General features: G+C 41.9%; 25 protein-coding genes, 1 tRNA gene and 1 other annotated feature. Of the genes, 1 reads left to right on the top strand and 25 read right to left on the bottom strand.

Annotated features, from left to right (window positions below):
• Nucleotides 1-3: 3 nt before the first annotated feature.
• The gene (gene hemA / locus ACFRAK_RS04440; protein WP_387705092.1) at nt 4-1,350 is read right to left on the bottom strand and encodes a glutamyl-tRNA reductase; all 1,347 of its coding nucleotides are present in this window, start codon (nt 1,348-1,350) and stop codon (nt 4-6) included.
• 254 nt (nt 1,351-1,604) lie between these two features.
• Here hemA and ACFRAK_RS04435 point away from each other — a divergent pair, with 254 nt between their 5' ends.
• A complete protein-coding gene (locus ACFRAK_RS04435; RefSeq protein WP_260285330.1) occupies nt 1,605-2,087 on the top strand; it encodes a LiaI-LiaF-like domain-containing protein in 483 nt (160 codons plus the stop codon).
• Between the two features lie 74 nt (nt 2,088-2,161).
• On the opposite strand, the gene yihA is transcribed toward ACFRAK_RS04435, so the two are convergent.
• From yihA to ACFRAK_RS04315, 24 genes are all read right to left on the bottom strand, one after another.
• Complete coding sequence (gene yihA, locus ACFRAK_RS04430; protein ID WP_034308918.1) at nt 2,162-2,743, bottom strand: ribosome biogenesis GTP-binding protein YihA/YsxC; 582 nt, start codon at nt 2,741-2,743, stop codon at nt 2,162-2,164.
• A complete protein-coding gene (gene lon / locus ACFRAK_RS04425; RefSeq protein WP_387602587.1) occupies nt 2,740-5,061 on the bottom strand; it encodes an endopeptidase La in 2,322 nt (773 codons plus the stop codon). Before lon ends, yihA begins: the two co-directional genes overlap by 4 nt.
• 253 nt (nt 5,062-5,314) lie before the next feature.
• A complete protein-coding gene (gene lonB / locus ACFRAK_RS04420) occupies nt 5,315-6,985 on the bottom strand; it encodes an ATP-dependent protease LonB (RefSeq protein WP_387705094.1) in 1,671 nt (556 codons plus the stop codon).
• Between the two features lie 396 nt (nt 6,986-7,381).
• Nucleotides 7,382-8,650 carry an ATP-dependent protease ATP-binding subunit ClpX gene (gene clpX, locus ACFRAK_RS04415; RefSeq protein WP_034308926.1) on the bottom strand — a complete coding sequence of 423 codons (1,269 nt, stop codon included), beginning with the start codon at nt 8,648-8,650 and terminating at the stop codon, nt 7,382-7,384.
• 431 nt (nt 8,651-9,081) lie between these two features.
• Nucleotides 9,082-10,374, bottom strand: coding sequence for a trigger factor (tig, locus tag ACFRAK_RS04410; RefSeq protein WP_387602582.1), 1,293 nt, complete (start codon nt 10,372-10,374; stop codon nt 9,082-9,084).
• Between the two features lie 183 nt (nt 10,375-10,557).
• The gene (locus ACFRAK_RS04405; protein ID WP_387602579.1) at nt 10,558-11,592 is read right to left on the bottom strand and encodes a tetratricopeptide repeat protein; all 1,035 of its coding nucleotides are present in this window, start codon (nt 11,590-11,592) and stop codon (nt 10,558-10,560) included.
• 165 nt (nt 11,593-11,757) lie between these two features.
• Nucleotides 11,758-12,357, bottom strand: a complete 600-nt coding sequence (leuD, locus tag ACFRAK_RS04400; protein ID WP_394571349.1) for a 3-isopropylmalate dehydratase small subunit — start codon at nt 12,355-12,357, stop codon at nt 11,758-11,760.
• A gap of 28 nt (nt 12,358-12,385) precedes the next feature.
• The gene (gene leuC, locus ACFRAK_RS04395; protein WP_394571348.1) at nt 12,386-13,795 is read right to left on the bottom strand and encodes a 3-isopropylmalate dehydratase large subunit; all 1,410 of its coding nucleotides are present in this window, start codon (nt 13,793-13,795) and stop codon (nt 12,386-12,388) included.
• 71 nt (nt 13,796-13,866) lie between these two features.
• Nucleotides 13,867-14,979, bottom strand: a complete 1,113-nt coding sequence (leuB, locus tag ACFRAK_RS04390; RefSeq protein WP_192205978.1) for a 3-isopropylmalate dehydrogenase — start codon at nt 14,977-14,979, stop codon at nt 13,867-13,869.
• Nucleotides 14,980-14,994: 15 nt separating this feature from the next.
• A complete protein-coding gene (locus ACFRAK_RS04385) occupies nt 14,995-16,530 on the bottom strand; it encodes a 2-isopropylmalate synthase (RefSeq protein ID WP_394571347.1) in 1,536 nt (511 codons plus the stop codon).
• A complete protein-coding gene (ilvC, locus tag ACFRAK_RS04380) occupies nt 16,517-17,545 on the bottom strand; it encodes a ketol-acid reductoisomerase (RefSeq protein ID WP_192205980.1) in 1,029 nt (342 codons plus the stop codon). Before ilvC ends, ACFRAK_RS04385 begins: the two co-directional genes overlap by 14 nt.
• A gap of 54 nt (nt 17,546-17,599) precedes the next feature.
• Complete coding sequence (gene ilvN / locus ACFRAK_RS04375; RefSeq protein ID WP_260285339.1) at nt 17,600-18,112, bottom strand: acetolactate synthase small subunit; 513 nt, start codon at nt 18,110-18,112, stop codon at nt 17,600-17,602.
• A gap of 3 nt (nt 18,113-18,115) precedes the next feature.
• Entirely contained in the window at nt 18,116-19,831 is a 1,716-nt protein-coding gene (gene ilvB / locus ACFRAK_RS04370) for an acetolactate synthase large subunit (protein ID WP_387602568.1), read from the bottom strand.
• A gap of 115 nt (nt 19,832-19,946) precedes the next feature.
• Nucleotides 19,947-20,205: a binding site (T-box leader), on the bottom strand.
• Nucleotides 20,206-20,381: 176 nt separating this feature from the next.
• Complete coding sequence (locus ACFRAK_RS04365) at nt 20,382-20,552, bottom strand: hypothetical protein (protein ID WP_387602565.1); 171 nt, start codon at nt 20,550-20,552, stop codon at nt 20,382-20,384.
• A 20-nt stretch (nt 20,553-20,572) separates the two neighbouring features.
• Nucleotides 20,573-20,848 (bottom strand): GNAT family N-acetyltransferase, encoded by a 276-nt coding sequence (locus ACFRAK_RS04360; protein WP_081395481.1) that lies wholly within the window; start codon nt 20,846-20,848, stop codon nt 20,573-20,575.
• A gap of 449 nt (nt 20,849-21,297) precedes the next feature.
• A complete protein-coding gene (locus ACFRAK_RS04355; protein WP_260285342.1) occupies nt 21,298-21,657 on the bottom strand; it encodes a YidH family protein in 360 nt (119 codons plus the stop codon).
• 44 nt (nt 21,658-21,701) lie between these two features.
• On the bottom strand, nt 21,702-21,875 hold the full coding sequence (locus tag ACFRAK_RS04350) for a hypothetical protein (protein ID WP_192205984.1): 174 nt from the start codon (nt 21,873-21,875) through the stop codon (nt 21,702-21,704).
• A 328-nt stretch (nt 21,876-22,203) separates the two neighbouring features.
• Nucleotides 22,204-22,560 (bottom strand): GIY-YIG nuclease family protein, encoded by a 357-nt coding sequence (locus tag ACFRAK_RS04345; protein WP_260285343.1) that lies wholly within the window; start codon nt 22,558-22,560, stop codon nt 22,204-22,206.
• Nucleotides 22,561-22,578: 18 nt separating this feature from the next.
• A complete protein-coding gene (locus ACFRAK_RS04340) occupies nt 22,579-23,337 on the bottom strand; it encodes a DUF2087 domain-containing protein (protein WP_387602561.1) in 759 nt (252 codons plus the stop codon).
• A 212-nt stretch (nt 23,338-23,549) separates the two neighbouring features.
• Nucleotides 23,550-23,750, bottom strand: coding sequence for a hypothetical protein (locus tag ACFRAK_RS04335; protein ID WP_048688856.1), 201 nt, complete (start codon nt 23,748-23,750; stop codon nt 23,550-23,552).
• A gap of 192 nt (nt 23,751-23,942) precedes the next feature.
• A tRNA-Arg gene (locus ACFRAK_RS04330) sits at nt 23,943-24,016 on the bottom strand.
• 172 nt (nt 24,017-24,188) lie between these two features.
• The gene (locus tag ACFRAK_RS04325; protein WP_387602558.1) at nt 24,189-24,701 is read right to left on the bottom strand and encodes a metallophosphoesterase; all 513 of its coding nucleotides are present in this window, start codon (nt 24,699-24,701) and stop codon (nt 24,189-24,191) included.
• A gap of 2 nt (nt 24,702-24,703) precedes the next feature.
• The gene (locus ACFRAK_RS04320; protein ID WP_387705102.1) at nt 24,704-25,315 is read right to left on the bottom strand and encodes an XTP/dITP diphosphatase; all 612 of its coding nucleotides are present in this window, start codon (nt 25,313-25,315) and stop codon (nt 24,704-24,706) included.
• Complete coding sequence (locus ACFRAK_RS04315) at nt 25,284-25,493, bottom strand: hypothetical protein (protein ID WP_387602553.1); 210 nt, start codon at nt 25,491-25,493, stop codon at nt 25,284-25,286. Before ACFRAK_RS04315 ends, ACFRAK_RS04320 begins: the two co-directional genes overlap by 32 nt.
• Between the last annotated feature and the right edge of the window lie 445 nt (nt 25,494-25,938).

Raw genomic sequence — 25,938 nt, 5'->3', positions numbered from 1 at the left:
TCATTACTGGACAGGAACTGGATTCAATAGGGATGACTTGGAGCTGTTCCGTTCTTTTTCATCCGCAACCAGCTGGTCTTCAATCAATTCCTCTAAATGGAAAATTTTCACGAAATTATTCAATTGCTCTTTTGCATTCGGCTCATCTGCCAGCTCTTTTGCATAAAGGATCGGATCTTTCAGCATTTGGTTGATGATGCTTTTCGTATGCTTGTTCAGAACTTTTTTGTCACGTTCGCTTAAATGCGGAAGCTTTCTTTCGATGCTTTCCATCGTTTCCTTCTGGATCGTTAGGGATTTTTCCCGTAATGAAGAAATGACGGGAACCACACCAAGCAAATTAATCCATTGGTTGAAGTCCACGATTTCCGATTCGATCATCAATTCTATTTTCTCGGCAGCTTTTTTACGTTCTTCGATATTGGCTTGCACAATCCCTTCAAGATCGTCAATATCATACAAGAAGACATTTTCCAGCTCACCCAATGTTGGATCGAGGTCACGCGGCACTGCGATATCGACCATGAAAATAGGACGGCCTTTACGAAGCTTATTGATGAATGACATCATTTCTTTTGTTACAAGAAGATCTTTTGATCCAGTGGAAGTAATCAGGATATCGGCATCCACTAAAGCGCATTGCAGCTCTTGAAGCTGTTTCGGCGTACCATTGAATCTCTCGGCCAGGTCGACCGCTTTCTGGAAGGTACGGTTAATGACCGTAATGCTGTCTGCGCCATTGCTATGAAGATTTTGAATGGCCAGCTCACCCATCTTACCGGCCCCAAGAATCAAGACATTCTTGCCGTTCAGGCCTCCAAAGATTTTTTTTGCAAGCTCGACTGCCGCATAGCTGACGGAAACGGCATTGGTATTGATTTCGGTTTCCGAATGAGCTTTCTTAGCTAATGTAAGGGCTTGCTTGAAGAGATGGTTAAAAACGGTACCGATTGTATCATCCTTCTGCCCTAACAGATAGCTTGAACGTACTTGTCCCAAAATCTGAGTTTCTCCCAGTATCATGGAATTCAAGCCGCAGGTAACTGAAAATAAATGCTCCACAGCCCCATCGCCTTCATAAATGAACAGATATTTAGAAAATTCTTCTTTATCGATATTAAACCATTCCGAAAGAAATTCCTTTATATAATACCTGCTTGTATGAAGCTGGTCACCGACCGCATATATTTCCGTCCTGTTACATGTTGAAATGATAATGTTTTCCAAGATGCTTTTTTTATTTTTAAGAGCTTTCATTGCCTCGGCAAGTTCGGCTTCGTTAAACGATAGTTTTTCCCGAATTTCTACAGGGGCAGTTTTGTAATTTATACCAACCGCTAGAATATGCATCCTTTTGTTTTGCACCCCCAAAATTTTTCATGTAAATTTATTATACCATGTACTAAAATGGTTTCACGCAAATAATATGAACAGTTTATGAAAACGTATGCTACCATGGAAAAGACAGCCAAAACGCCTGAATTGTTACAAAAGGTGTCTAAGCGGGTTTTGTATGTTACATACATATTTCGACATTGTGTACAAAAGTACCATATCAAAAATGGCAAAAAACTTCAAGTAATCAAATTGCATAGGAGGATAAAATGAAAACGCAGCGTATTTTCCCAGGAATCGTTTTAATCGGTTTCGGGCTCTATTTTTTTCTTGAACATTCCCAAATCGAAATCTTTCCAGGCTTTTTCAGCTGGCCCACTTTATTATGTATAGTTGGTGCCGCCTTCCTGATTCAGGCATATAGCGGTAATGAATATGAGTCCATCCTGCCAGGCGTCATCTTACTCGGGTTCGGGGCTCACTTCCACATCGTCGAGAACCTGGATATTTGGCCGGATAATATAGGTATCTTTATTTTAATCATCTCTCTGGGATTTATTCTCCGGGCACGTAAAACAAATTCTGGAATGTTTCATGGTATGGTAATATTCATCATCTCGATCACCTTTTTATTCTATGATAAAATCAAAACGTCTTTCGGGTTTGTTGATACAACTACTGCGAACATCGAAAGGTTTTGGCCATTTGCCTTGATGGCAATCGGCATTTATTTTTTGGTTCGAAAAAAGTGAAAATTTTTGTTTGGCCAATTTTTATGAATTCCATAATGAAAAAGGGTATTCCAGATGCGGAATACCCTTTTCTTTTACATATATTTCTTAAGGACGCCCCATGCTTGTTCCTTACCTTCGCCTGTTTCACCGGAGAATAGAAGCAATTCATCTTCTTTTTCCATATTTAATGTTTGGCGCGTGATTTTCAAGTGCTTCTGCCATTTGCCTTTTGGAATTTTATCCGCTTTAGTGGCAATAACGATCCGGGGCAGATCATAATGCTTCAGGAATTCATACATTGCGATATCATCCTTTGTCGGCGGATGACGCAAATCGACGATCAGAAGCGCAGCGCGGAGCTGGTCACGGGAAGTGAAGTACGTTTCAATCATCTTGCCCCAAGCATCACGCTCGGTCTTAGATACTTTTGCATAACCATAACCAGGTACATCCACAAAATGGAGTGCTTCATTTATGATATAAAAATTCAAGGTTTGCGTCTTACCCGGTTTAGAGGATGTGCGCGCCAAGTTTTTTCGATTGATCATTTTGTTGATGAAACTGGATTTCCCAACGTTGGAACGGCCTGCCAAGGCAAATTCCGGTATTGGGGTATTGGGATATTGTTCAGGCTTCACAGCACTGATGACAATATCTGAACTAGTCACTTTCATTCGTTCACACCTACCAATGCATGCTCAAGGACTTCATCGACGTGTGAAACTGGAACAAAAGTTAATGCTTTACGGACACTTTCCGGGATATCATCAATATCCTTTTCGTTATTTTGCGGGATGATGATTTTCGTAAGTCCTGCGCGATGGGCCGCTAAAGATTTTTCTTTAAGCCCGCCGATCGGAAGAACCCGTCCGCGTAATGTAATTTCGCCTGTCATGCCTACCTCTTTTCTGATCGGCCTATTTGTAAGGGCCGATATTAACGCTGTTGCAATCGTGATGCCTGCAGAAGGGCCATCTTTTGGGACCGCACCTTCGGGGACATGAATATGGATATCATATTTTTCATGGAAGTTCGCATCAATCTGAAGTTTCTCGGTTTTTGAACGGACATAACTGAAAGCAGCCTGTGCTGACTCTTTCATTACATCGCCAAGCTTTCCTGTCAGTATCAGCTTGCCTTTACCTGGTGATAAGGAAACCTCGATTTGCAGCGTATCGCCACCTACCGACGTGTAAGCTAACCCATTGGCTACACCTACTTGGTTCTCGACTTCCGCCTGTCCATAATGGAACATGGTTTTCCCTAAAAACTCCTCGACATTCTTTTCAGAAATGACAACCCGCTTTTTATCTCCGGACACGATGATTTTTGCAGTCTTCCGACAGATGCTTGCAAGCTGTCGCTCCAGACTCCGAACGCCGGCTTCCCGAGTATAGTAACGGATGATTTTTGTTAGAGCTTCCTCACGGATTTGCAGTTGTGTCTTCAATAAACCATGGTTTTCGAGCTGTCTAGGCAGCAAGTGATCCTTGGCTATATGAAGTTTCTCTATCTCAGTATAACCTGCAATCGAAATGATTTCCATACGATCACGAAGCGGACCGGGAATCGATCCCAAATTATTCGCCGTCGCGACGAACATGACTTTTGAAAGATTGTAGGTTTCTTCAATATAATGATCACTGAAATTATGATTTTGCTCCGGATCAAGCACTTCCAGCATCGCTGCAGATGGATCTCCCCTAAAGTCATTGGACATCTTATCGACTTCGTCCAATAAAAAGACAGGATTGATCGTTCCGGCTTTTTTCATGCCTTGAATGATCCGTCCAGGCATCGCCCCTACATATGTGCGGCGATGTCCGCGGATTTCTGATTCATCGCGCACTCCACCTAAAGATATACGGACAAAATTCCTATTCAGGGATGAAGCGATCGATTTAGCCAGGCTCGTTTTCCCGACCCCTGGCGGTCCCACCAAACAGAGGATCGGTCCCTTCAATGAATTGGTCAATTGCTGGACGGCCAAATATTCAAGCACCCGCTCCTTCACCTTTTCCAAACCATGGTGGTCCCGGTTCAGGATTTTTTCGGCTTTATGAATATTCAAGTCATCTTTGGTCGCTTTGGTCCACGGAAGCGATATCAGCCATTCGATATAATTGCGGATGACAGAACTCTCCGCTGAGCTCGAAGGAACCTTTTCATAACGGTCCAATTCCTTTAATGCCGTTTCTTTAATGTGCTCAGGCATATTTGCTTCTTCAATCTTTTCGTTGAGGACCTCAATCTCCCCTGTTTTTCCTTCTTTATCGCCCAATTCCTTTTGGATCGCTTTCATTTGTTCTCGTAAATAATATTCCTTTTGAGTCCGTTCCATCGAACGCTTAACACGCTGGCCGATCTTTTTCTCGAGAAAAAGAACTTCCTTCTCGTTATTGATGATCTCGATGACACGGCTTAAACGCTCTTTCATATCAATGGTCTCAAGCACTTCTTGCTTCTCCTTCAATTTCAAAGGCAAATGTGAAGCGATTATATCCGCTAATCGCCCAGGCTCTTCAATATCCGAAGTGGAAGAAAACGTTTCACCGGTTATTTTTTTGGACATTTTTATGTATTGTTCAAAATAATCCAGTAGTGTGCGCATTAATGCTTGATGTTCAGCATCCTTTTCATCACTGTCTTCATATATTTTAATCTTGGCACCATAATGTGTCTCATAATCGTAAAATTCAATGACTTCTGCGCGGTTCAATCCTTCCACCAACACCCGGATTGTACCATTCGGAAGCTTCAACATCTGTTTTACCTTTGTTAAAGTTCCCATTGTAAATAAATCTTCTTCACCTGGTTCGTCCAACGAAACATCCTGTTGTGTCGTCAAAAATATAAGATGGTCTTCCACCATTGCTTTCTCAAGGGCTTGCACTGATCTATCTCGGCCTACATCTAAATGAAGTACCATCGTTGGATATACAAGCAATCCTCTTAGCGGCAGGAGGGGGACGATGATTTCTTTATCAGTCATTTCCTGACACCTCCATCTAATTAGTATCGTCGTTGTAAACTATTTACCCATGTTCTCAACCTTTTAACAATTCTATCCTATTTATATAGAAGTGTCTATTCGTTTACCTTAACACGTTTCGACTGCTTTTATTATCTCCAATATTGGATAAAAAAGCACGTCTGAATGCGGTTTATTTTACGTCAGGTTTGTCGGGAACGCCAATATGGTCCTTAAAATGCCCCGGTTCCATTTTTTAGCCGGGGCATTTCCTTTATACACTTTCTTTTTTCGATAGGTCCAAGGTTGTAAGGATTTGTTCCGACATCAATTCTTTTTTCAGTGCCTGATCCAGCACTTCTTTTACATTCGTAACGGGAATGATTTCTATATCCTTGATTTCAGATAGAAGTGGCTGCATGTTTTCGGCTGGGATGATTACTTTCTTAGCCCCAGCTAGTTTAGCCGCCTTGATTTTCGGAATGACACCGCCGATCGGTTTAACGCCGCCATGAATGCTTATTTCCCCAGTCATCGCCACGGTGTGATCAACAGGGATTTTATATATGGCCGAGTATATGCCTGTGGCCATGGCAATTCCTGCAGAAGGGCCATCTACTGGACTTCCGCCAGGAAAGTTCACATGGATATCGAATTGATCGGCAGGCACTCCCATCGACCGTAAAACCGTAATGACATTTTCTATCGAACCTTTTGCCATGCTCTTGCGGCGAATCGATTTGCCACTCCCGCCGCCGATACTCTCTTCTTCAACGATGCCGGTAATGTTTATCGAACCTTTTTCATCAGAAGCAGCCATGACCGTAACCTCGATTTCCAGCAACGCCCCGCTGTTGGGACCATAGACTGCAAGACCGTTGACAAGGCCTATTTTAGAATTCGATTCTATTTTCCTGTCCATTCTTTGTGTCAGCTGGCTGCTATGGGCCATCCAATCTATATCTTCTTCCCTGATAAACGTCCTGTTTTCATTAATAGATATTCCTGCAAGAGTCTGAATCATGTTGACAGCTTCCCTGCCATTTCGGGCATAATCCGAAATCGACTGCAAGCCTTTTTCACTGATGGTGATCCCCACTTTATCAGAGGCATTCTTAGCCACGGTGATTATTTCTTCCCGGTCAAGTTCTCGGAAAAACACTTCTATGCATCTTGAACGTATCGCAGGCGCGATTTCATTTGGCGTTCTTGTTGTGGCTCCAATCAGCCGAAAGTCAGCGGGCAGCCCATTTTTAAAAATATCATGGATGTGAGTTGGAATATTTTGATTTTCCTCTTGATAATAAGCACTTTCCAGAAAGACCTTGCGATCCTCCAATACCTTTAACAGTTTATTCATCTGTATTGGATGAAGCTCCCCTATTTCATCTATGAACAGTACGCCGCCATGAGCATTGCTGACTGCCCCCTGCTTAGGCTGCGGAATGCCAGCCTGCCCCATTGCCCCAGCTCCTTGGTAGATTGGATCGTGCACAGAACCAATGAGCGGATCGGCAATCCCCCGTTCATCGAACCTGGCTGTAGTGGCGTCCAATTCAACGAAAACGGCCGAATTCTTAAAAGGGGACTTGCCATTTTTCTTCGCCTCTTCCAAAACAAGTCTGGCAGCTGCCGTTTTCCCTACCCCTGGAGGACCGTAAATTATCACATGCTGGGGATTCGGCCCACATAAAGCAGCTTTTAAAGATTTAATCCCATCTTCTTGACCGACGATTTCATTAAATGTGCTTGGTCTAACCTTTTCTGCCAATGGCTCTGTTAACGAAATCGATCTCATCTTCCGTAATTGGTCCATCTCTTTACGTGAATCACGGTCAATGGAAACTTTTTGTGTCCGCTGGCCTTTCAATAAGTTCAAAAAATACAATCCAATAATGATCCCAAAAAAAAGCTGGATAAACAACGCCAATCCTGTCCAATTCATCGTATTCCCTCCTGCACTCTCCTAGTTTGTCATTTCTGTTAGTATCTCCTTTGGAAGGGCGAAATTATCCAAGAAATTCGTGTTGAAAATTTTGGCGTTTTTATCCTAAATAACAACAATTTATAAAAAGACAAAGAAAAAGACTGCCAGGTTGAACTGGCAGTCTAGACTGTAAATAACTCAAAATTAAATTGGTTTTACCCTACTGTTTTTTTGAAGTTCGAATTGATTTTCCACTACAGGCACCGCTTTCCGCGGGCGGTCCGGGAGCCTCCTCGGCGCCCTGCGCCTACGGGGTCTCCCTAGGACGCGTATTCAATCAGGAGTCTCGCACCTTCCATTCCAACAAACAAAAAGACTGCCAGGTTGAACTGGCAGCCTTGCTTTTCCATAAGATCAAGCAGATGTTTTCTTTTCTTGGCCTTTGATGGTTGTACCGTCTTTTAGGACGAGCTTTGGAGATTCGTTTTTCGAAATCGTGCTGCCAGTGATTACACATTTTGCAACGTCATCACGTGAAGGCAGATCGAACATCACTTCAAGAATGATGCCTTCGATGATGGAACGCAGACCACGTGCACCAGTTTTACGTTCAATTGCCTTTTTAGCAATTTCACTTAGCGCTTCCTGTTCGAATTCCAATTCAACATCGTCAAGCTCAAGCAATTTTTGATATTGTTTAACAAGGGCATTTTTCGGCTGTGTAAGGATTTCAATCAAAGCAGCTTCATCCAATTGCTCAAGAGTCGCAATTACCGGAAGACGTCCGATGAATTCCGGAATTAATCCGAAACGAAGCAAGTCTTCAGGAAGGACTTTGGAAAGCAATTCTTTTTCTGCAATATCATCCTTTTTCACATCAGAGCCAAAGCCGATGACTTTTTGACCAAGACGGCGTTTGATGATCGGTTCGATGCCATCAAAGGCACCGCCGCAGATGAACAAAATATTAGTCGTATCGATTTGGATGAATTCCTGATGTGGATGTTTACGGCCACCTTGAGGCGGAACGCTTGCAACCGTTCCTTCAAGTATTTTCAATAAAGCTTGTTGCACACCTTCACCAGACACGTCACGTGTAATGGAAGGATTTTCCGATTTACGGGCAACTTTATCGATTTCATCAATATAAATGATGCCTTTTTCCGCTTTTTCCACATCATAATCTGCTGCTTGGATCAATTTTAGCAAGATGTTTTCGACATCTTCCCCAACATATCCAGCTTCCGTCAATGAAGTGGCATCAGCAATGGCAAAAGGAACATTCAGTAATCGCGCCAATGTTTGCGCAAGAAGGGTTTTCCCGCTTCCAGTCGGTCCGATTAGGGCGATGTTACTTTTTGAAAGCTCCACATCGTCGACTTTGCTATTGGAATTGATACGTTTATAATGGTTGTAAACAGCGACAGCCAAAGATTTCTTCGCCTGTTCTTGTCCAATCACATATTCGTCAAGAATTTCACGGATTTCCATAGGCTTAGGAACATCTCTGAATTCTACTTCTTCATCAGTTCCCAGCTCTTCTTCGACGATCTCCGTACAAAGTTCTATACACTCGTCACAAATATAGACACCTGGACCAGCAACCAGTTTACGGACTTGTTCTTGTGTTTTACCGCAAAAAGAACATTTTAACTGTCCTTTTTCATCATTAAATTTAAACATGTACGTTCACCCCTTTAAATACTCTTCCAACTCTATAACATAGCGGTACCCAATCGTAATGAAAAGAAACTAGGCACACATCTACTTAAACATTCCAAAATCCTAAGTATGTTTTGCATTTTATCATGTTCTTGGAAGTTTAGTAACAAAAATGCTCACGGTCCGAGTTGTTAAATAAGTACAATAATCAATCAATATGTATTTGCCCTTTACCAGTATGCCCAAAACTTTAGATTTTTAAAAGCAGCATTTGCTGTATAAATATGTATATGCGGTATTAGAACTAATCTACACCGAAATCCCAAAAAAATCAATCAGGAAATAACCGATATTTGAAATTTACACTGATTCTCAATATGTATAAAACAAGGCACGATTACTCGCGCCTTGTTTTTTAAAGGAAATATTTTAATCTACTTATTTAATAACAATTATTTTGCGTCAACTGTTTTGCTGTTTTCTACCAAGAAGTCAATTGCTTTCTTAATTTTAAGATCGCCTTTGATTCCTTCTAAGTTTCCAAGAGCTTGTTTGATCGCGTCAACTTCCATATTGTACATAGTAGCCATTTGTGCAAGTTCAGCTTCTACATCTTCGTCAGTAGCTTCAAGTTTTTCAACTTCAGCGATCGCTTCAAGAGTTAAGCTCGTACGAACTTGTCCTTCAGCTTCTTCTTTCATTTGCGCTTTTAAAGCTTCTTCATCTTGACCTGAGAATTGGTAGTAAAGCTCCAAATTAAGACCTTGAGATTGAATGCGTTGAGAGAACTCATTCATCATGCGGTCAACTTCGTTTGAAATCATTGCTTCAGGAACGTCTATTTCTACACCTTCAACAGCTTTACCAATTACAGTGTTTTGAATGAAGTTTTCTTCTTCATGTTTTTTGTCATGCTCTAATTTATGTTTTGTTTTTTCTTTAAGTTCAGCCAAAGTTTCCACTTCGTCGTCGACATCTTTCGCGAACTCATCATCCAACTCAGGAAGTTGTTTTGTTTTGATTTCGTGAATTTTCACTTTGAATACAGCTGGTTTACCTGCAAGTTCAGCAGCATGGTATTCTTCAGGGAATGTAACTTCGATATCTTTTTCAGCGCCAGTTTCAAGACCTACAAGTTGCTCTTCAAATCCTGGAATGAAAGAGTTTGAACCGATTTCCAATGAATGGTTTTCTGAAGCTCCGCCTTCGAATGCTTCACCATCAACGAATCCTTCGAAGTCAAGAACAACTGTATCGCCTTCAGCAGCTTGTCCTTCTTCTTTAACGACAAGCTCAGCTTGACGCTCTTGCAAAGTTTTCAATTCGTTTTCAACATCTTCGTCAGTTACTTCAGTATTGAATTTTTCAACTTCAACACCTTTGTAATCTCCCAATTTAACTTCAGGCTTAACTGTTACAGTTGCAGTGAAGATCAGGTTTTCGCCTTTTTCCATTTTCTCGATGTCGATTTCTGGACGATCTACAGGCTGAATTCCAGCTTCTTCGACAGCATTTGCATAAGCATCTGGAAGAATGATATCAAGCGCATCTTGGTAAAGTGATTCTACGCCGAATTTTTTTTCGAACATTTGACGTGGCATTTTACCTTTACGGAAGCCAGGTACATTTACTTGTTTCACTACTTTTTTGAAAGCTGCGTCTAAACCTTCGTTTACTTTTGCAGCGTCAACTTCGATTGTTAGTACGCCTTGGTTACCTTCTTGTTTTTCCCATTTTACAGACATGTGTTTCCCTCCAAAAATCTATATACTTCAATAATAAGCATTGGATGAATATGCTTTGCAAGTGTTAACAAGTCATCCTTCAAATATACCCCAAAAATATTGGGGTAATCGTCAAAATTAGACGATTATACATTACAACCACTACATTATACCACAGGATTAATCTGTTACAACAGCAATAGCTTAAATAATGGGATAAGAAATTTCTTCAATTTCTTTTATATTGGAAAGAATATCCGCAACGCTTTCCTCATCAGCTTGGTAAAGGTCCGCTAATTCCCTCATGAAAACTTCCCCGGTCATGTATTCTTCCGCCAAGGCATGATAGGCAGCTGCCCATGCAGGCAAACTTTCTGGTCCGGGTTCAAAAGGAAACAATAAAAAAGAATGACGTTCAATCAAACTATGGACCATTTCAAATAAGCTCGGATTATCCTGACTGATTTCCTCTTCGGTCAGCCCGGTTACCTTCTTATAAAAGTCCGTCTCCTTCAAACTTTTCAATTCGCTTGGTATGACCGACTTTGATTGATTGAATTTCTTCAACGTCACTTCCTCGTTATATTCCTGGTCGATAAGGATGTTAAGGAGCATCGTTTTAAAGAAAGGGTGTTCCTCATCTTTTTGTAGGAATTCTTCGATTTGAGGGATAAATGGTCGAATATTGATATTCGTGAGTTTTGAAATGACCATAAGCATGTCATTATCCGTTTTCCCTTCAAAAAGTTCATCCTCCTGCAATTCCTCTGAAAGCTGCTGATTTTGCCTTTCCTTTTCCTCTTTTTTATCCTCAAGGGCCCTTTTACTGAACTGAAGCATCTTTTCGAAATGTTCCTCTTTATCAAAAGGAATTTGGCTTTCTTCAAATAGCAGTTCGATCGTCGTGACCATTTCCTGATGTTCGCCTAATTGCAGCAGTACCATCAAATAAATATTGATCAATTGAAAATAGTCGCCGATGCCTTTATTCAGCATCTCTATACACAACTCTTTTGACTCCTGGTAATACTCAAGTTCGACTAATGAGACCACTAGTCCCATGCAAACTTCATCATTTTCGGGCTCATACTCCCTGGCTTGGCTGAAAAGCTGTGCAGCCGCTTTAAAGTTTCTGTTTCCAAGCTCATCCAGCCCTTTTACAATCAGCCTTTCACCGAGATTTGGAAAGGCGATAATTTTGGTTTCTCCGACCTTCTTTTCGTTGTTCTCATTATCCATCCTATTTTCCGCCTCACCGTTCGCTTTTTGAGAAACAGTTTAGCATGTAATAGCTGGAAACACAAAAAATTATATGCCTGATGAACGCCTTTTCGGCTTTCCCCTATAAAAAAAATCCCGCATCCTTTCAATTATGAAAGGAGAACGGGATATGACCTTCTTCGATTAAATACTCTTTACAGTCTTTTTTTGAGATTCATAGGCAGAAATCTCTTTATCATATTGGAGCGTTATCGAAATTTCATCCCAGCCTTTGATGAGCATTTCCTTCCAATATGGATGAATTTCAAAGCTTGTTTCAAACCCTTGACCATCTTTCAATGTCTGATTGGGAAGGTCGATCGTCAACTCATAATCAGGTGCCGACACCCTCTCCATTAAATAGCTTACTTCAGTCTGGGTTAAAGCGATGGGGACCATGCCATTTTTCATGCAATTACTTTTAAAGATATCAGCATAAGAAGGAGCGATGATGATATCGAATCCGTAGTCTTTCAATGACCAAGGGGCATGCTCACGCGAAGAACCGCAGCCAAAATTCTCACCTGCTATTAAAATGGACGTGTTTTGATTATAGGGCTGATTCAATTCAAAATCAGGACGTTCCTTTCCATCTTCATCAAAACGCCAGTTATAGAATAAAAACTCGCCAAATCCGCTTCGCTCAATCCGTTTTAAAAATTGCTTAGGAATGATTTGGTCCGTATCCACGTTTTTACGGTCAAGTGCCGCCGCTCTTCCTTTATATATAGTAATGGGTTCCATTCTCTGCACCTCCGGTTAATTCGTATTCTTAATGGACTTGTTCAGTTCTTTTCAAATTCCTGATATCGACAAACTTCCCATGAATGGCTGCCGCGGCAGCCATGGCCGGACTAACCAGGTGCGTTCTTGCTCCAGCTCCTTGCCTGCCTTCAAAGTTCCGATTACTTGTGGAGGCACAATGCTCACCGGCAGGAACAACGTCAGGATTCATGCTGAGGCACATGCTGCAGCCCGATTCACGCCATTCGAATCCCGCTGATTTGAAAATCTCATCCAACCCTTCATCTTCCGCTTGCCTTTTGACGCTTTGTGAACCAGGAACGACCATCGCCCGAACCCCTTTATGAACAGTTTGGCCTTCGATCATTTCTGCGGCTTGCCGTAAGTCCTCAATGCGTGAATTGGTGCACGATCCTATGAATACATGTTGTACGGGAATTTCCGTGATCGGCATACCTTCCTCAAGACCCATATACTCAATGGCCCGATTCAGTTCTTTAGGATCCATGATATCTTCTGCGAAGGTAGGTACTTTTCCGTCCACTCCACTAGCCATTCCAGGATTCGTCCCCCAGCTGACCATTGGTGAAATCAGACTGCCATCAAGAATGATTTCTTGGTCATATACAGCATCCTCATCACTGGAAAGTGACTTCCAATCCTGAACACATCGCTCGAACTCTTCTCCTTCCGGCAAATATTTACGACCTTTCAAATAAGAGAAAGTTGTTTCATCGGGAGCTACCAGCCCGGCTCTTGCCCCGCCTTCGATCGACATATTGCAAACCGTCATTCTCTCTTCCATTGACATATCGCGGAAAACCTCCCCACAATACTCAATGATATGTCCCGTACCGAAATCGACACCGAATTTAGAAATCACATATAAAATGACATCTTTCGCCATCACGCCATGACCAAGCTTGCCATTAACCTCAAGCTTTAATGTTTTGGGTTTTGTTTGCCATAGGGTTTGTGTGGCCAAAACATGCTCGACCTCACTCGTACCGATTCCAAACGCAATCGAGCCAAACGCACCATGTGTGGAAGTATGACTGTCACCGCAGACAATCGTCATCCCTGGCTGTGTAAGGCCTAATTCCGGCCCGATAACGTGAACGATACCTTGATCCGGGCTGTCTAAATCAGCAAGACGGATACCGAACTCCTTACAGTTTTGCTCAAGCGCCTCTAATTGTTTCCTTGCAATATCATCCTCGATGAAATAGCGATTAACGGTTGGCACATTATGATCCATTGTCGCGAAAGTGCGGTCTGGTCTCCTGACTGAGCGTCCTTTTAATCTCAAACCTTCAAATGCTTGCGGGGAGGTCACTTCATGAATATATTGAAGGTCAATATAAATTAGATCCGGTTTATTCTCCTCTTCATTTACAATATGGCGATTCCATATTTTCTCTATAATCGACTTTCCCATCACTATCCCACCTCGATCAATCTTGTATTTTTTTTAAAAAACACGGCCTAATGTTAGGCCGTGAAAGAAGTTTATGCGTAAGCTCCCATGATGTTGGAAATGGCTTCCTGGTCTAAAAGATTTGCTTTAATTTCTGCAATCATTTCTGAAGTGGACGTAATATTCGGTTGGCCATTTGCGATATCGCCTGTTCTCAAGCCATATTCAAGGACCCTTTCCACCGCCTGCTCAACGGCTTTCGCTTCATCTTCCAAACCAAAGGATAGACGCAGCATGGAAGCCGCCGATAAAATCGTCCCAATCGGATTGGCCAGATTTTTTCCCGCGATATCCGGGGCAGAGCCATGAATCGGTTCATATAGATTTGGCCCTTTTGTTGAAATGGAGGCGGAAGGAAGCATTCCAAGCGAGCCAGTCAATACCGAAGCTTCATCGCTTAAAATATCGCCGAACATATTCTCCGTCACGATAATATCAAATTGTTTCGGGTTTTTGATCAATTGCATGGCTGCATTATCAACAAGCATATGTTCAAGGGTTACATCCGGATAGTCCTTGGCAATTTCTTCAGCCGTCTCACGCCACATCCTGCTGGATTCAAGAACATTCGCTTTATCCACGGATGTTACTTTTTTCTTGCGATCCGATGCTAATGCAAAAGCAAGTTCAATGATGCGCTTCATTTCGCTTTTCTGATAGAAAAGGGTATCGACGACTGCCTCTTTCCCCTCTTTTTCAACGCGCTCACTTGGCTTTCCGAAATAAAGGCCGCCAGTTAGTTCCCTGACAATCACGAAATCCACATCTTCAATGAATTCCTTTTTAAGAGGAGAAGATCCCGACAAGCTGGAATAATAGCTGATTGGACGGATGTTGGCATAAAGATTCAAATCTTTTCGGATTTTCAGCAAACCTCGTTCCGGTCTTAGGTGCGCAGGCTGGTCATCCCACTTAGGCCCTCCAACGGCCCCTAATAATACCGCATCGCTGTTTTTACAAATCTCCACTGTTTCATCCGGCAGGGGTGAACCTGTGTTATCGATGGCCCCGCCGCCAATCTCACCATATTGAAATTCAAAATCGTGTCCATATCTTTGGGCAACGGCTTCGAGGATTTCTACAGCGCCTCTTGTTACTTCTTTCCCGATGCCATCTCCTTGAAGCACCGCAATATTCCTTTTCATCGAAATCTCCCCTTCCTATAGTAATACTGCTTTTTCTTCTAGTTCCTTCATGATGATCACACGGTTCACAGCATTCAAATATGCTTTGGCGGATGCTTCCAAGACGTCCTGATCAAGACCGCGGCCGCTTGTTTCCACTCCGTTATAATCAATTTTCACAAAAACCTGGGCAAGGGCATCCATTCCGCCGCCAACCGATTGAATTCGATAGTCCAGCAAGCTGATCTCGCTGCCCAAACATCTTTCAAGCGTGTTATATAGGGCTTCTACACTTCCCGCACCTGTAGCCGCTTCCTGAATCTCTTCATTATCGCCTTTTTTCAGCGTGACCGTCGCAGTCGCCGTCTGATGGGTACCGTGGGAAATCTGTAAGGCAACCATGTCATAAAAACTGATATCCGTCGCTTTCTCTTCAAGCACCAGTGCAACGATATCTTCATCCGTCATCGTCTTTTTATTATCGGCCAATTCCTTGAATTGGACGAATAACGAGTTCATTTCCTCATCCGTTACCGTAAAATTCAACTCTTGTAATCTTTCTTTGAAAGCATGGCGTCCTGAATGCTTTCCTAAAACGAGTGAATTGGACGAAACACCGACGAGTTCAGGTGATATGATTTCGTACGTCGTTTTTTCTTTTAACACGCCATCCTGGTGAATGCCAGATTCATGCGCGTATGCATTGGCACCAATAATGGCTTTATTAGCTGGAACTTGCATTCCCGTAAGGCGGCTGACCAAGTCACTGGTCCTTTTAATTTCATTCAGTACAAGATCCGTTCCCGCTTGATAGAAATCTTTACGGATGTAGAGTGCCATCGCCACTTCTTCAAGGGCCACATTTCCGGCACGTTCTCCGATTCCGTTGATTGTCCCTTCGACTTGCGTAGCCCCTCCTTCGATGGCAGCCAACGAATTGGCTGTCGCCATTCCAAGATCGTCGTGGCAGTGTGCGGATAAACTAACTTTATCAATAGAAGGAACATGTTCACGAAGGTACCTGAAAATGTTTCCGTATTCGATTGGAGCTGCATACCCTACAGTATCCGGGATGTTAATGACCTTGGCACCAGCTTGAATGACCTCTTCAACGATTTCAGCCAAATAGTCAAGTTCTGTACGGCTTGCATCTTCTGCAGACCATTGCACGATCGGAAAACGCGCTGCCCCGTACTTAACCATTTCTACCGCCTTTTCAATCACTTGCTGCTTCGACATTTTCAACTTATATTCACGATGAATGGGCGAAGTGGCGATGAACGTATGCAATCTTGGTTCTGCGCCGCCCCTTAATGAATCCCAAGCTGCATCAATATCACCCTTTACAGCACGCGCCAGCCCTGTGACAGAGCTGTTTTTGATTTTGCGCGCGATTTCCTGTACTGAGTTGAAATCCCCTTTGGATGCTGCCGGAAAACCGGCTTCGATAATATCAACACCCAATCTTTCAAGCTGATAAGCAATTTCAAGTTTTTCGGTAAAATTCAAATTTACACCGGCTGATTGCTCCCCATCTCGAAGTGTAGTTTCAAATATATTAATTTTTCGCAACGGCAACCACTTCTTTCTCTTGTTGTTGAGGTTTCACGAATGGCATCATTTTTCTTAACTCACGGCCAACCACTTCGATTTGATGTTGGTTTTCACGATTATTGATCGCATTGAAGACTGGACGATTCGCTTGGTTCTCCAAGATCCATCCCTTAGCGAACTCACCATCTTGGATGTCTTTCAAGATCGCTTTCATTGACTCTTTCGTAGTTTCCGTCACAACGCGTGGTCCAGAAACGAAATCTCCCCATTGAGCTGTGTCAGAAATGGAATAGCGCATGTTTTCCATTCCTCCTTCATACATAAGGTCGATGATTAATTTAAGTTCATGTAAACACTCGAAATATGCTACTTCCGGTTGATATCCAGCTTCTGTCAAGGTTTCGAATCCAGCTTTCACAAGGGCAGTCAATCCGCCGCAAAGTACTGCCTGCTCTCCAAATAGATCCGTTTCCGTTTCTTCCTGGAAAGTGGTTTCCAAACCGCCAGCTCTTAATGAACCGATTCCCCGAGCGTACGCAAGCGCCAATTCCCTTGCTTCACCCGTTACATTTTGATAGATGGCGAATAATGCCGGCACCCCTGCACCTTGTTCATATGTACGGCGAACAAGATGTCCCGGACCTTTTGGAGCGACTAATAATACATCCACGTCTGCCGGGGGAACGATTTGATTGAAATGGACGTTGAATCCGTGTGCGAACATTAACGCTTGCCCTGCACGCAATACCGGTTTGATTTCTTCTTGGTATACTTTCGGCTGAGTTTCATCCGGTAATAGGTTCATGATTACGTCTGCCTGTTCAGCTGCTTCTTTCACTGTGTAAACATTAAAGCCGTCTTCCACCGCTTTATCGAATGATTTACCTTTCCTGATTCCGATGATTACATCTACACCGCTGTCACGTAGGTTTTGTGCGTGTGCATGTCCTTGTGAACCATATCCGATTACCGCTACCTTTTTATTGTTGAAAAAATTCTCGTTTGCTTCTGCGTTATAATATACTTTTGCCATAATAATTACATCTCCCTTTTCATCATTGTTTTTGTTTTGTTTTTTTGTTTTGGTTTATACGATTGTTGCACTCTTAGCGTGTGCAATTTGCATTCCACGCGGGATGGCGGCTGTCCCTGTCCTTGCCAATTCCTTGATGCCATATGGCTTGATCAGTTCAATGAAGGCTTCGATTTTATCCGATTCCCCAGTGATTTGAACTGTCAGGCTATCTTTACTGACATCTATAACTGACGCTCGGAAGGGTTCGATGACTGAATAAATCTCGGCTCGGGTTTGTGTGGTCACCAATATTTTAATGAGTGCCAGTTCCCTCGCCACAATCGATTGATTCGTAATATCAAATACTTTCAAAACATCGACCTGCTTATTCAATTGCTTGGTGATCTGTTCAATGACAGCTTCATCATCAACATCGACCACGAAGGTCATCCTTGAAATGCCATTCTGTTCGGAGGGTCCGACAGTCATGCTTTCAATGTTATAATTTCTTTTCGTGAACAGGTTCGTAATCCGATTCAGGACACCTGGCCGGTTGTTCACGGTTAGGCTAAGAATTCCCTTCATTGATTAAACTCCTTCCATTTCATCAAGCCCTTTTCCTTGTGCTACCATCGGGAAGACATTTTCGTTTTGTTTTACACGGAAATCAATCAACACTGGACCATCAGTCTTTAACGCTGCATCCAGACAGTTGCTAGCCTCTTCCTCCGTCGTCACTTTGTATCCTGGTATACCATAAGCATCGGCCAATTTCACGAAATCCGGATGCGATTGAAAAATACTGTGTGAGAATCGGTTATCATGAAAGAGTTCCTGCCACTGTCTTACCATCCCGAGTGCCCCGTTGTTGACGATGATGATCTTGATCGGCAAATTCATTTCGGCAATGACCGAAAGTTCCTGCAGGCACATCTGGAATCCACCATCCCCCGAAATGGAAAGCACCGTCGCTTTCGGATTCGCCAATTGAGCTCCAAGAGCCGAAGGTAAGCCAAAGCCCATCGTCCCCAATCCACCGGAAGTGACCCATGAATTCGGTTTGTTAAACGGATAGTATTGTGCTGCCCACATTTGATGCTGTCCAACATCCGTCGTAACAATGGCCTCCCCATTCGTTTTTTCATGAAGCATCTGGATGACACGCTGAGGTTTCAGTACGCCTTCTTCATGTGTATAACGCAATGGAAACTCTTCATTCCATGCCGTCAGCTGCGTTGTCCATACATCAATTTCCGGTTTCTTTCCATTTTGCGCAATCAGCTCCGCCAGTGCTTCCTTGGCACTTCCGACGACCGGAATTTTTGTCTGCACATTTTTACCGATTTCCGCTGGATCAATATCGATATGGGCCACTGTTGCATGCTGTGCGAATTTCGCCAGATTCCCAGTCAATCGATCATCGAACCTGGCACCGATATTGATTAATAGGTCACATTTCGATAACGCCATGTTTGCTGCATAGCAGCCATGCATACCACCCATTCCGATAAAGAGAGGATGTTCCGCCGGAAAGCCTCCAAGACCCAATAAAGTATGGACGACGGGAATGCCTTGCTGCTCGACATATTCCTTTAATAGATGGGAGGCCTTTGCATGCAGGACTCCTGCCCCTGCAAGAATGACCGGTCTTTTCGCTCCGCTTACGGCTTCAACAAGCTTTCTGATCTGTAAGTAATTAGGCTTGGTCGTCGGCTGATAGCCAGGGAGATCCATTTCTGGCTCCTTATCAGTCGATTCACCTTGTATAATGGCCATATCCTTAGGTATATCGATTAATACTGGACCGGGGCGGCCGCTTGAAGCGATATAAAAAGCTTCTTTTATAATGCGCGGAAGGTCTTCCGGCTTCCTCACCTGATAGTTATGTTTTGTGATCGGGGTAGTAATCCCCAGTACATCAGCTTCCTGGAAAGCATCCGAACCAATTACACTGGTAGCAACCTGACCCGAAATTACCACAAGCGGTAAAGAGTCAATCATCGCATCGGCCAAACCGGTGACAATGTTCGTTGCCCCTGGACCGGATGTGACTATGACCACCCCCGGCTTGCCGGTAATCCTGGCGTATCCTTCCGCTGCATGAATCGCACCTTGTTCGTGCCTTGTCAAAATATGAAAAAGTTCTGAACTGTAAAGCTTGTCATAAATCGGCAATACAGATCCACCCGGATAACCAAAGATGACTTCAACATTTTCCTTTTCCAATGCATCCAGCAGAAATTCGGCTCCACTATAATGTGTCTTTCCACTCTTCCGATCAGCAACAACTGACTTTTGTGTCATTTCGTAAAAACCTCCTTCACTTTTCCACTAAACGTTTTCCTAAGATTCAGAATTTTCAGCTTTTTAAGCATACAAAAAAGCCTTTTCACCCCAAATGTACTTGCACTCGGCAAGTTAAAGGGGTGAAAAGGCTTGATGAGCCACTCCACGGTACCACCCTTTTTCGCATGAACATCCATGCGCACTTTGAATAGCCTACACTATTCTCTGTTTTGGTAACGGGTACTGGTACGCACCCGTTCAGCCCTACTAGTCTGACGTTCAAGCTGAAACTCCAAGGTGAGTTCATCTTTCGGGACAATACCGGCTCTCAGCTACCCGGCTCTCTGTGACTGCCTTTTTAAAAGACTACTTATCCTCTTCAATGCTTTTCGCATTATTCACATTTTTCAAAACGCTTATGTTTGATGTCTTGTATTTGTGATTATCTTACGTGTATTTAAGGTAGTAGTCAACAGGTTTTTTGAAATTTTTTGATAATTCCAAATTGAAAGATTTGTTGTATACGCTTACATACCTATCATGACCACATTCTACAAAAAAAGTTTTTTCAATTTTTAATTTTTAAAATATCAACCATCCCACTAAATTTAACTTCCCCACCGAAATATCCTCGCACTACCCACATGATGCCAGTCACCGGTAATGATTTTCCCAAATAGCGGGGGTGAAGATCATCTAAAAAAATGACAGAGGGCTGAACACAGGTGATATTACTCATCCCCTGGTCAGCCCTCTAGTTCATTTAGCCAATACATCCTCGTATTCTGCATTTTTTTCAAATTGTTTTTGAACGAAAGAACATACCGGAACAATTTTCAGTTTTTCCTCCCGTGCGAACCCTATTACCTTTTCAACTAGGGCATTTCCTACCTTTTGCCCGCGAAGCTTGTCAGAAACAACAGTATGATCCACCGTGATTTCATCATCACCTGATTTAAAGAATGTGATTTCCGCTAGTTTCTCACCAGATTCTTCGACAAAAAAAGAACTTTCACCTTTTTTGATATCCACCATCTTGATGACCTCCTTATAGTTCCTCTTTATCATATCTCACAAAACGGAAATTAAACAAATATTAAAACGTAATCGAAATTGAATAAAGTAAAGTTCCTCCAAAAGCTTTAAAGCTAGCGTTGACCATGTTAAGTTTATTCACAAACTGATGATGGCTGTTCATATTTTTTCAAGGAAGGCAAAAGACATTACTTGATCGACCTTTTCCTTGCAGCTGATATTCCCTTCCGGTGAAAACTAAGCTTTCCCATGGCTGACGTGTAAAATACTGAATGAAATTCTTTTAAAAGGTTTTTATTATTTTCAAACCCAAATTGAAATACAGTGTTTTTCAAGCTTTCGTTTTTTGATAGCATTTACTTAATGGTATAAATCTTCCCGTGGTGATGTAAGAATAAGCATATAATAGATGTACTAAAAAAACTGCCCTATTTAGGTTAGGGCAGTTTTTAAAATTTTATGAACACAAAATATAAAATGATCATCGATAACAATATGACCATAAAAACAGCGATTAGAATTACATGCGCACTTGAAGGCCGGAACGTTCCTTCATTGATTTGCCGCTTCTTCTGAAGATATCCGAATGTCGCCAGAACTGTAATCACAAAGCCCAATGCACATGCAAACATCCCCAGCACGATACTGATCAGATCAATCCGGGCATCCCGATGCACACCGATCGTAAAATGCAGGCTTGTCGCAAGAAAACCAACCCCCACTATCGCAATCACCGTTCTTATCCACGCTAAGAAGGTGCGCTCATTAGCCAGATGCTGCTGCGCATATTTCAATTGGTCTTTCTCCATGTCATCACCTTAATCGCACAATTTTATTCAACCTTAAAAATCAATCACCTTTTCAGCAGCCGAAAAGCCCTGATCATAGACCCGACAAACATTAGCCCTGCACCGCCAAGTAATAAATATATACATAGTGTTTTATCAATAACATTCAAAGGATAAAGAAAGGCCCCCAGCGCAACGATTGTCCCTATCCCCGTTATCGTCCATCCTATTTTTTTCATTCGCAACTCCTAAAATTAATTATTTAGTGAAGGTCCCCCACGGGTTTCCCCTTATTTTAAAAAGTTCCCTCATTACTAGCTTAAACCATTTAAAAACTAACAACAAGTAGATCCCTTAATATCTTCACGCAAAAAAGGAGCCATAAATGACTCCCTGTTTGAACACGCCCAAATTCAGCCGTTTTTATTATCCTTATCCATGTATTCTTTTATTTTTTTCTTCCCACCCAGACCCGAAGTTCCTTTGTGCAAGTTTAATAATTCGTGTAAAAGGACACCAATCACAGGAGCCGGGAATCATTCAGAATCTCTAAAGGCTGCATACAAGTCAGTTTGATTTCATTCTATTGTATCCCCGTTCTTCGTATGGCTGTATTTTTTCAAGCCACTCTTCTTCAAGTTTTTTCAATTCCCGTTTAGCATCAAAAAAACCTGTTTCTTTCGGTTTCATTACCTGCAGTACCTCAAAAGAAAAAGCCTCTTTCCCATATTCGTTCCACTCACCTTGCAGCACTTTATTCGTGTTTGTTCCGACTTCCAATTCAAATTGTTTCCCCTTCAACGTCTTTAAATTCCTGGTGCTTCCGATAAAGACTTTATTATTTACCTTATTTCTTATTTGGTATACACCTGCTTCTACTTTCGTTTCTTTATATAATTGCTTCAATTCTTTTTTACGATCCATATTTCATGCCTCCAGTCATCATTTCTTCAGCCAATATTGGCTTCCATCAGGCTTTCTATCCAAGAATCCATATTCTATTAAATATCTTCTCAATAGAACATGATCAGGATAAACGGCACCCAATATTTGATTGATTTCTTTTTCTTCGTATTTCCGCTCTTTTTCAAAACGGTTCATAATAATTTCTTGGAGAATGATCAGCCTTTGTTTTTCCTTTGGCGGGAAAGACTTTAATGCATCCTGACTGCCTTTAGGGAAGTATTTTTTCAGTACAGTCACCTTTTCATCCTCGGTAACGTTATAACGATCATCGACCATCCTTGCTTTTTGATGAAGCGGGATAAATGCCGGCGCATGTTCATCTTTATCTTTCAAAAGTTCCATCAGGGCTAAAAACAACTTAGCCTGACGCTCTTTCTCCTTCAACACAAAGCGATGGTTCCGAATGGTGGAAGGACTCCCAATCCCCATTTCCTCCTGAACCTCAGCATCATTCTTCCCTTGGTAAAAAAGGCGAAGAAGGCGATTTTGATGGTCCGTGAGACCTGTAAGTTTTTTATCGAGATCAATCAAGTAATCGAAAACGGAGCGGTGTGCATGTTCAATATGAATTCCCATATACCTCTTCGCTTCATAAAGAACTCCATCTTCCGGGTATACGATCCCCTTTTCAATTGCATTTCCGCACAGCAAACAAATATATTTATTCTCACCTTCTATATACCCTTGTTTAAGCTCATCCTGAGTCGCGCTCCAAAATATTTCAGCGTCCTTCATAAAACAAACACTTCCCTATAAAGTTTATAATATAATAAACATAATATTAATTTGTTTGCTTTTTGTCAATGTTTTTCCTGATTTTTTTATAATTCCAGCAACCGTGAAATCATAAAAAAATACATTGATTGGAAATAGAAAAAAGGCACCCGATCATGGATGCCTTTTTCTATGGAGCATAGTATTTGTCCTTCGTCAGAGCTCATTAAGTATTAGCTAGGCACAAACTTAAGTATTCCTTCCAGATAAACACCTTGTTCTTTACGTGTGCATTCCCTCAACTTGATTCTTCCTTCTTTTTCTAACTCCTTGGCTAATTGGACCACTTCAGTTCCATCTTCGGTTATTTCGACTGAGAAAAAATTGCCCCGAGTGGAAGTTTGAATGAACTTGAATAATCTATCTTTATTCATTTAAACATCTCCTTATTTATAACAAATTCGACATAAAAGGATCATCCACCTGCGATAAATATGAAATAAAAAACTTCTTATCGTTATACGAACATTATAAAAGGATGCGAATCGAAATTACCCTCGTTATTTTATACAGCCAAAAAAGTAAAAAAAGCCAAAACCTTGGAAGGTTTTGGCTTTTTTAGTTAGTGTCCCAGGAGAGATTCGAACTCCCGACCGACGCCTTAGAAGGGCGTTGCTCTATCCAGCTGAGCTACTGAGACGTTTATGATATGAGTTGCGGTAAAACTTATGTAATACCTTAACTGTTCCCTTAGGACACTTCTTATTATATTAGGATATCAAAAGAAAGTCAACGGTTTTTCAAAAAAAGTTTTTTCTTTTTTTATGAACCAGGAAGCGGGGAAAAACGCTTCCTGTTCATTATACATGAAGTCATTCCATTTGATAAGCATTTCTTAGTCCCTCAACGATTTTTCCTTCAAGGTCATAAAAGATGATTTCAAGTTGGTCATTTCCGATATCCAAAATGGCATAGGTTTTCTCTTTTCGTCCTCGCGGCTGCCTAATGCTTCCCGGGTTGATGAAGAGCTTGCCGTCAATCAATTCTGAGCCTGCAGCATGGGAATGGCCAAAGCAAATAATATCCGCCCCTGTCTCTTCACTTTTATATGAAAGGTTCATCAAGGTCATTTTTATATTATAGAGGTGTCCATGCGTAAGGAAGAAACGTTTGCCTGCGATACTCTCCACAATATCATTCGGATATGTTGAATCATAGTCACAATTCCCACGAACGGCTAAGAATTCCGACATGTGAGGGTCATTTCTATCCAACTCTGAATCACCGCAATGGATCATGGCAGCAACCTCTTGTTTATGACGGTCGGCAATCATGCTGATTTCATGAGTTAAGCCATGACTGTCACTCATTATTAGCACTTTCATCGTCATATTCCTTCTTCCCTTTTTAGAAATAGATCAAGTTTTTCATCTAGAGCCCTCAATGCGTTGGCACGGTGGCTGATTTTGTTTTTTTCCCCTTTTGTCAATTCGGCGTTTGTTTTGCCCTGTTCCTCAACAAAAAAGATTGGATCATAACCGAATCCATTTGTTCCAGAAGGATGTTCTGTAATCAAGCCTTCCATCGTTCCTGATACCGTAATCGTTTCCTGGTTGGGTGACGCAAGTGCCAATGCGCAATAAAATCTCGCCGTTCTATCCTCTTTTGGTACGCCTTTCAGCTCCCGGAGGACTTTTTCCGTGTTTGCTACATCACTCTTGGACTCTCCAGCATAGCGCGCAGAATATACGCCAGGACGGCCCTCCAATGCATCTACAATCAATCCGGAGTCATCAGCAATGACAAAGTGGCCCAGCTGATGGGCAATGGCCTCTGCCTTCAGGATCGCGTTTTCTTCAAAAGTCGTGCCAGTTTCCTCAACATCCGGAGCACCCGGTACATCGAGAAGTGTTTTGACTTCATATCCTTTTGCAGAGAATAAGCTTTCGAACTCATTGGCTTTCCCTTTATTTTTCGTTGCAATGATTACTGTCTTCATTTTTCATTTCACCCTTTTTTATTTTATCGGCATGAAGCTTTTGGCGGCTAAGAAAGAATCCGCTGTAACTCGTTATATGTAAAAGCCACTTCTTCTCCAGTGCCAAACGGAAGAATTCAGCGCTCCCTTTCACGATAAAAAAGGCCGCTGCATCATCCAGATAACTTAAGTCTAACACAACTCCCTCATCTGCAATAAGCCGAAACTTGTAATCTAACGTTTGTAATTTTCACTATTATGGATATTAACTTTTATGTTATTTATTGAAGTCTTATCAAAGGAATTAATAATTTTATTATCCCACTTATTCACATGGTATCTGTATGCCTTTTCACTGATGTTAAAAAGGTCTGTATTGATTCCCCCCTGTCTCCAATGTCTTCAAAATATCTTCCTTAACTTTTATTTCTACCTTTTTTCGATTTTTTCCATATCATTGTTATCTATACTGCTCTAACTTCTAAATCATATAAAGGTTTCTTTTCCTGTTCCAACACGATGATTTTTGCAGTGGGGTCCATGATTTTTTAACACTTAAAGGTGTAGACCATTTTTTAGAAAAGCGTTTATATCTTCTTTATCTAGTTTTTTATAAATATAAAAAATAAATAGGGTCCAAACGA

The sequence above is a fragment of the Peribacillus sp. NPDC056705 genome (assembly GCF_043656335.1).
Note: the sequence above shows the minus strand (reverse complement) of the source record. Positions and strands in the feature narration are given on the sequence as shown.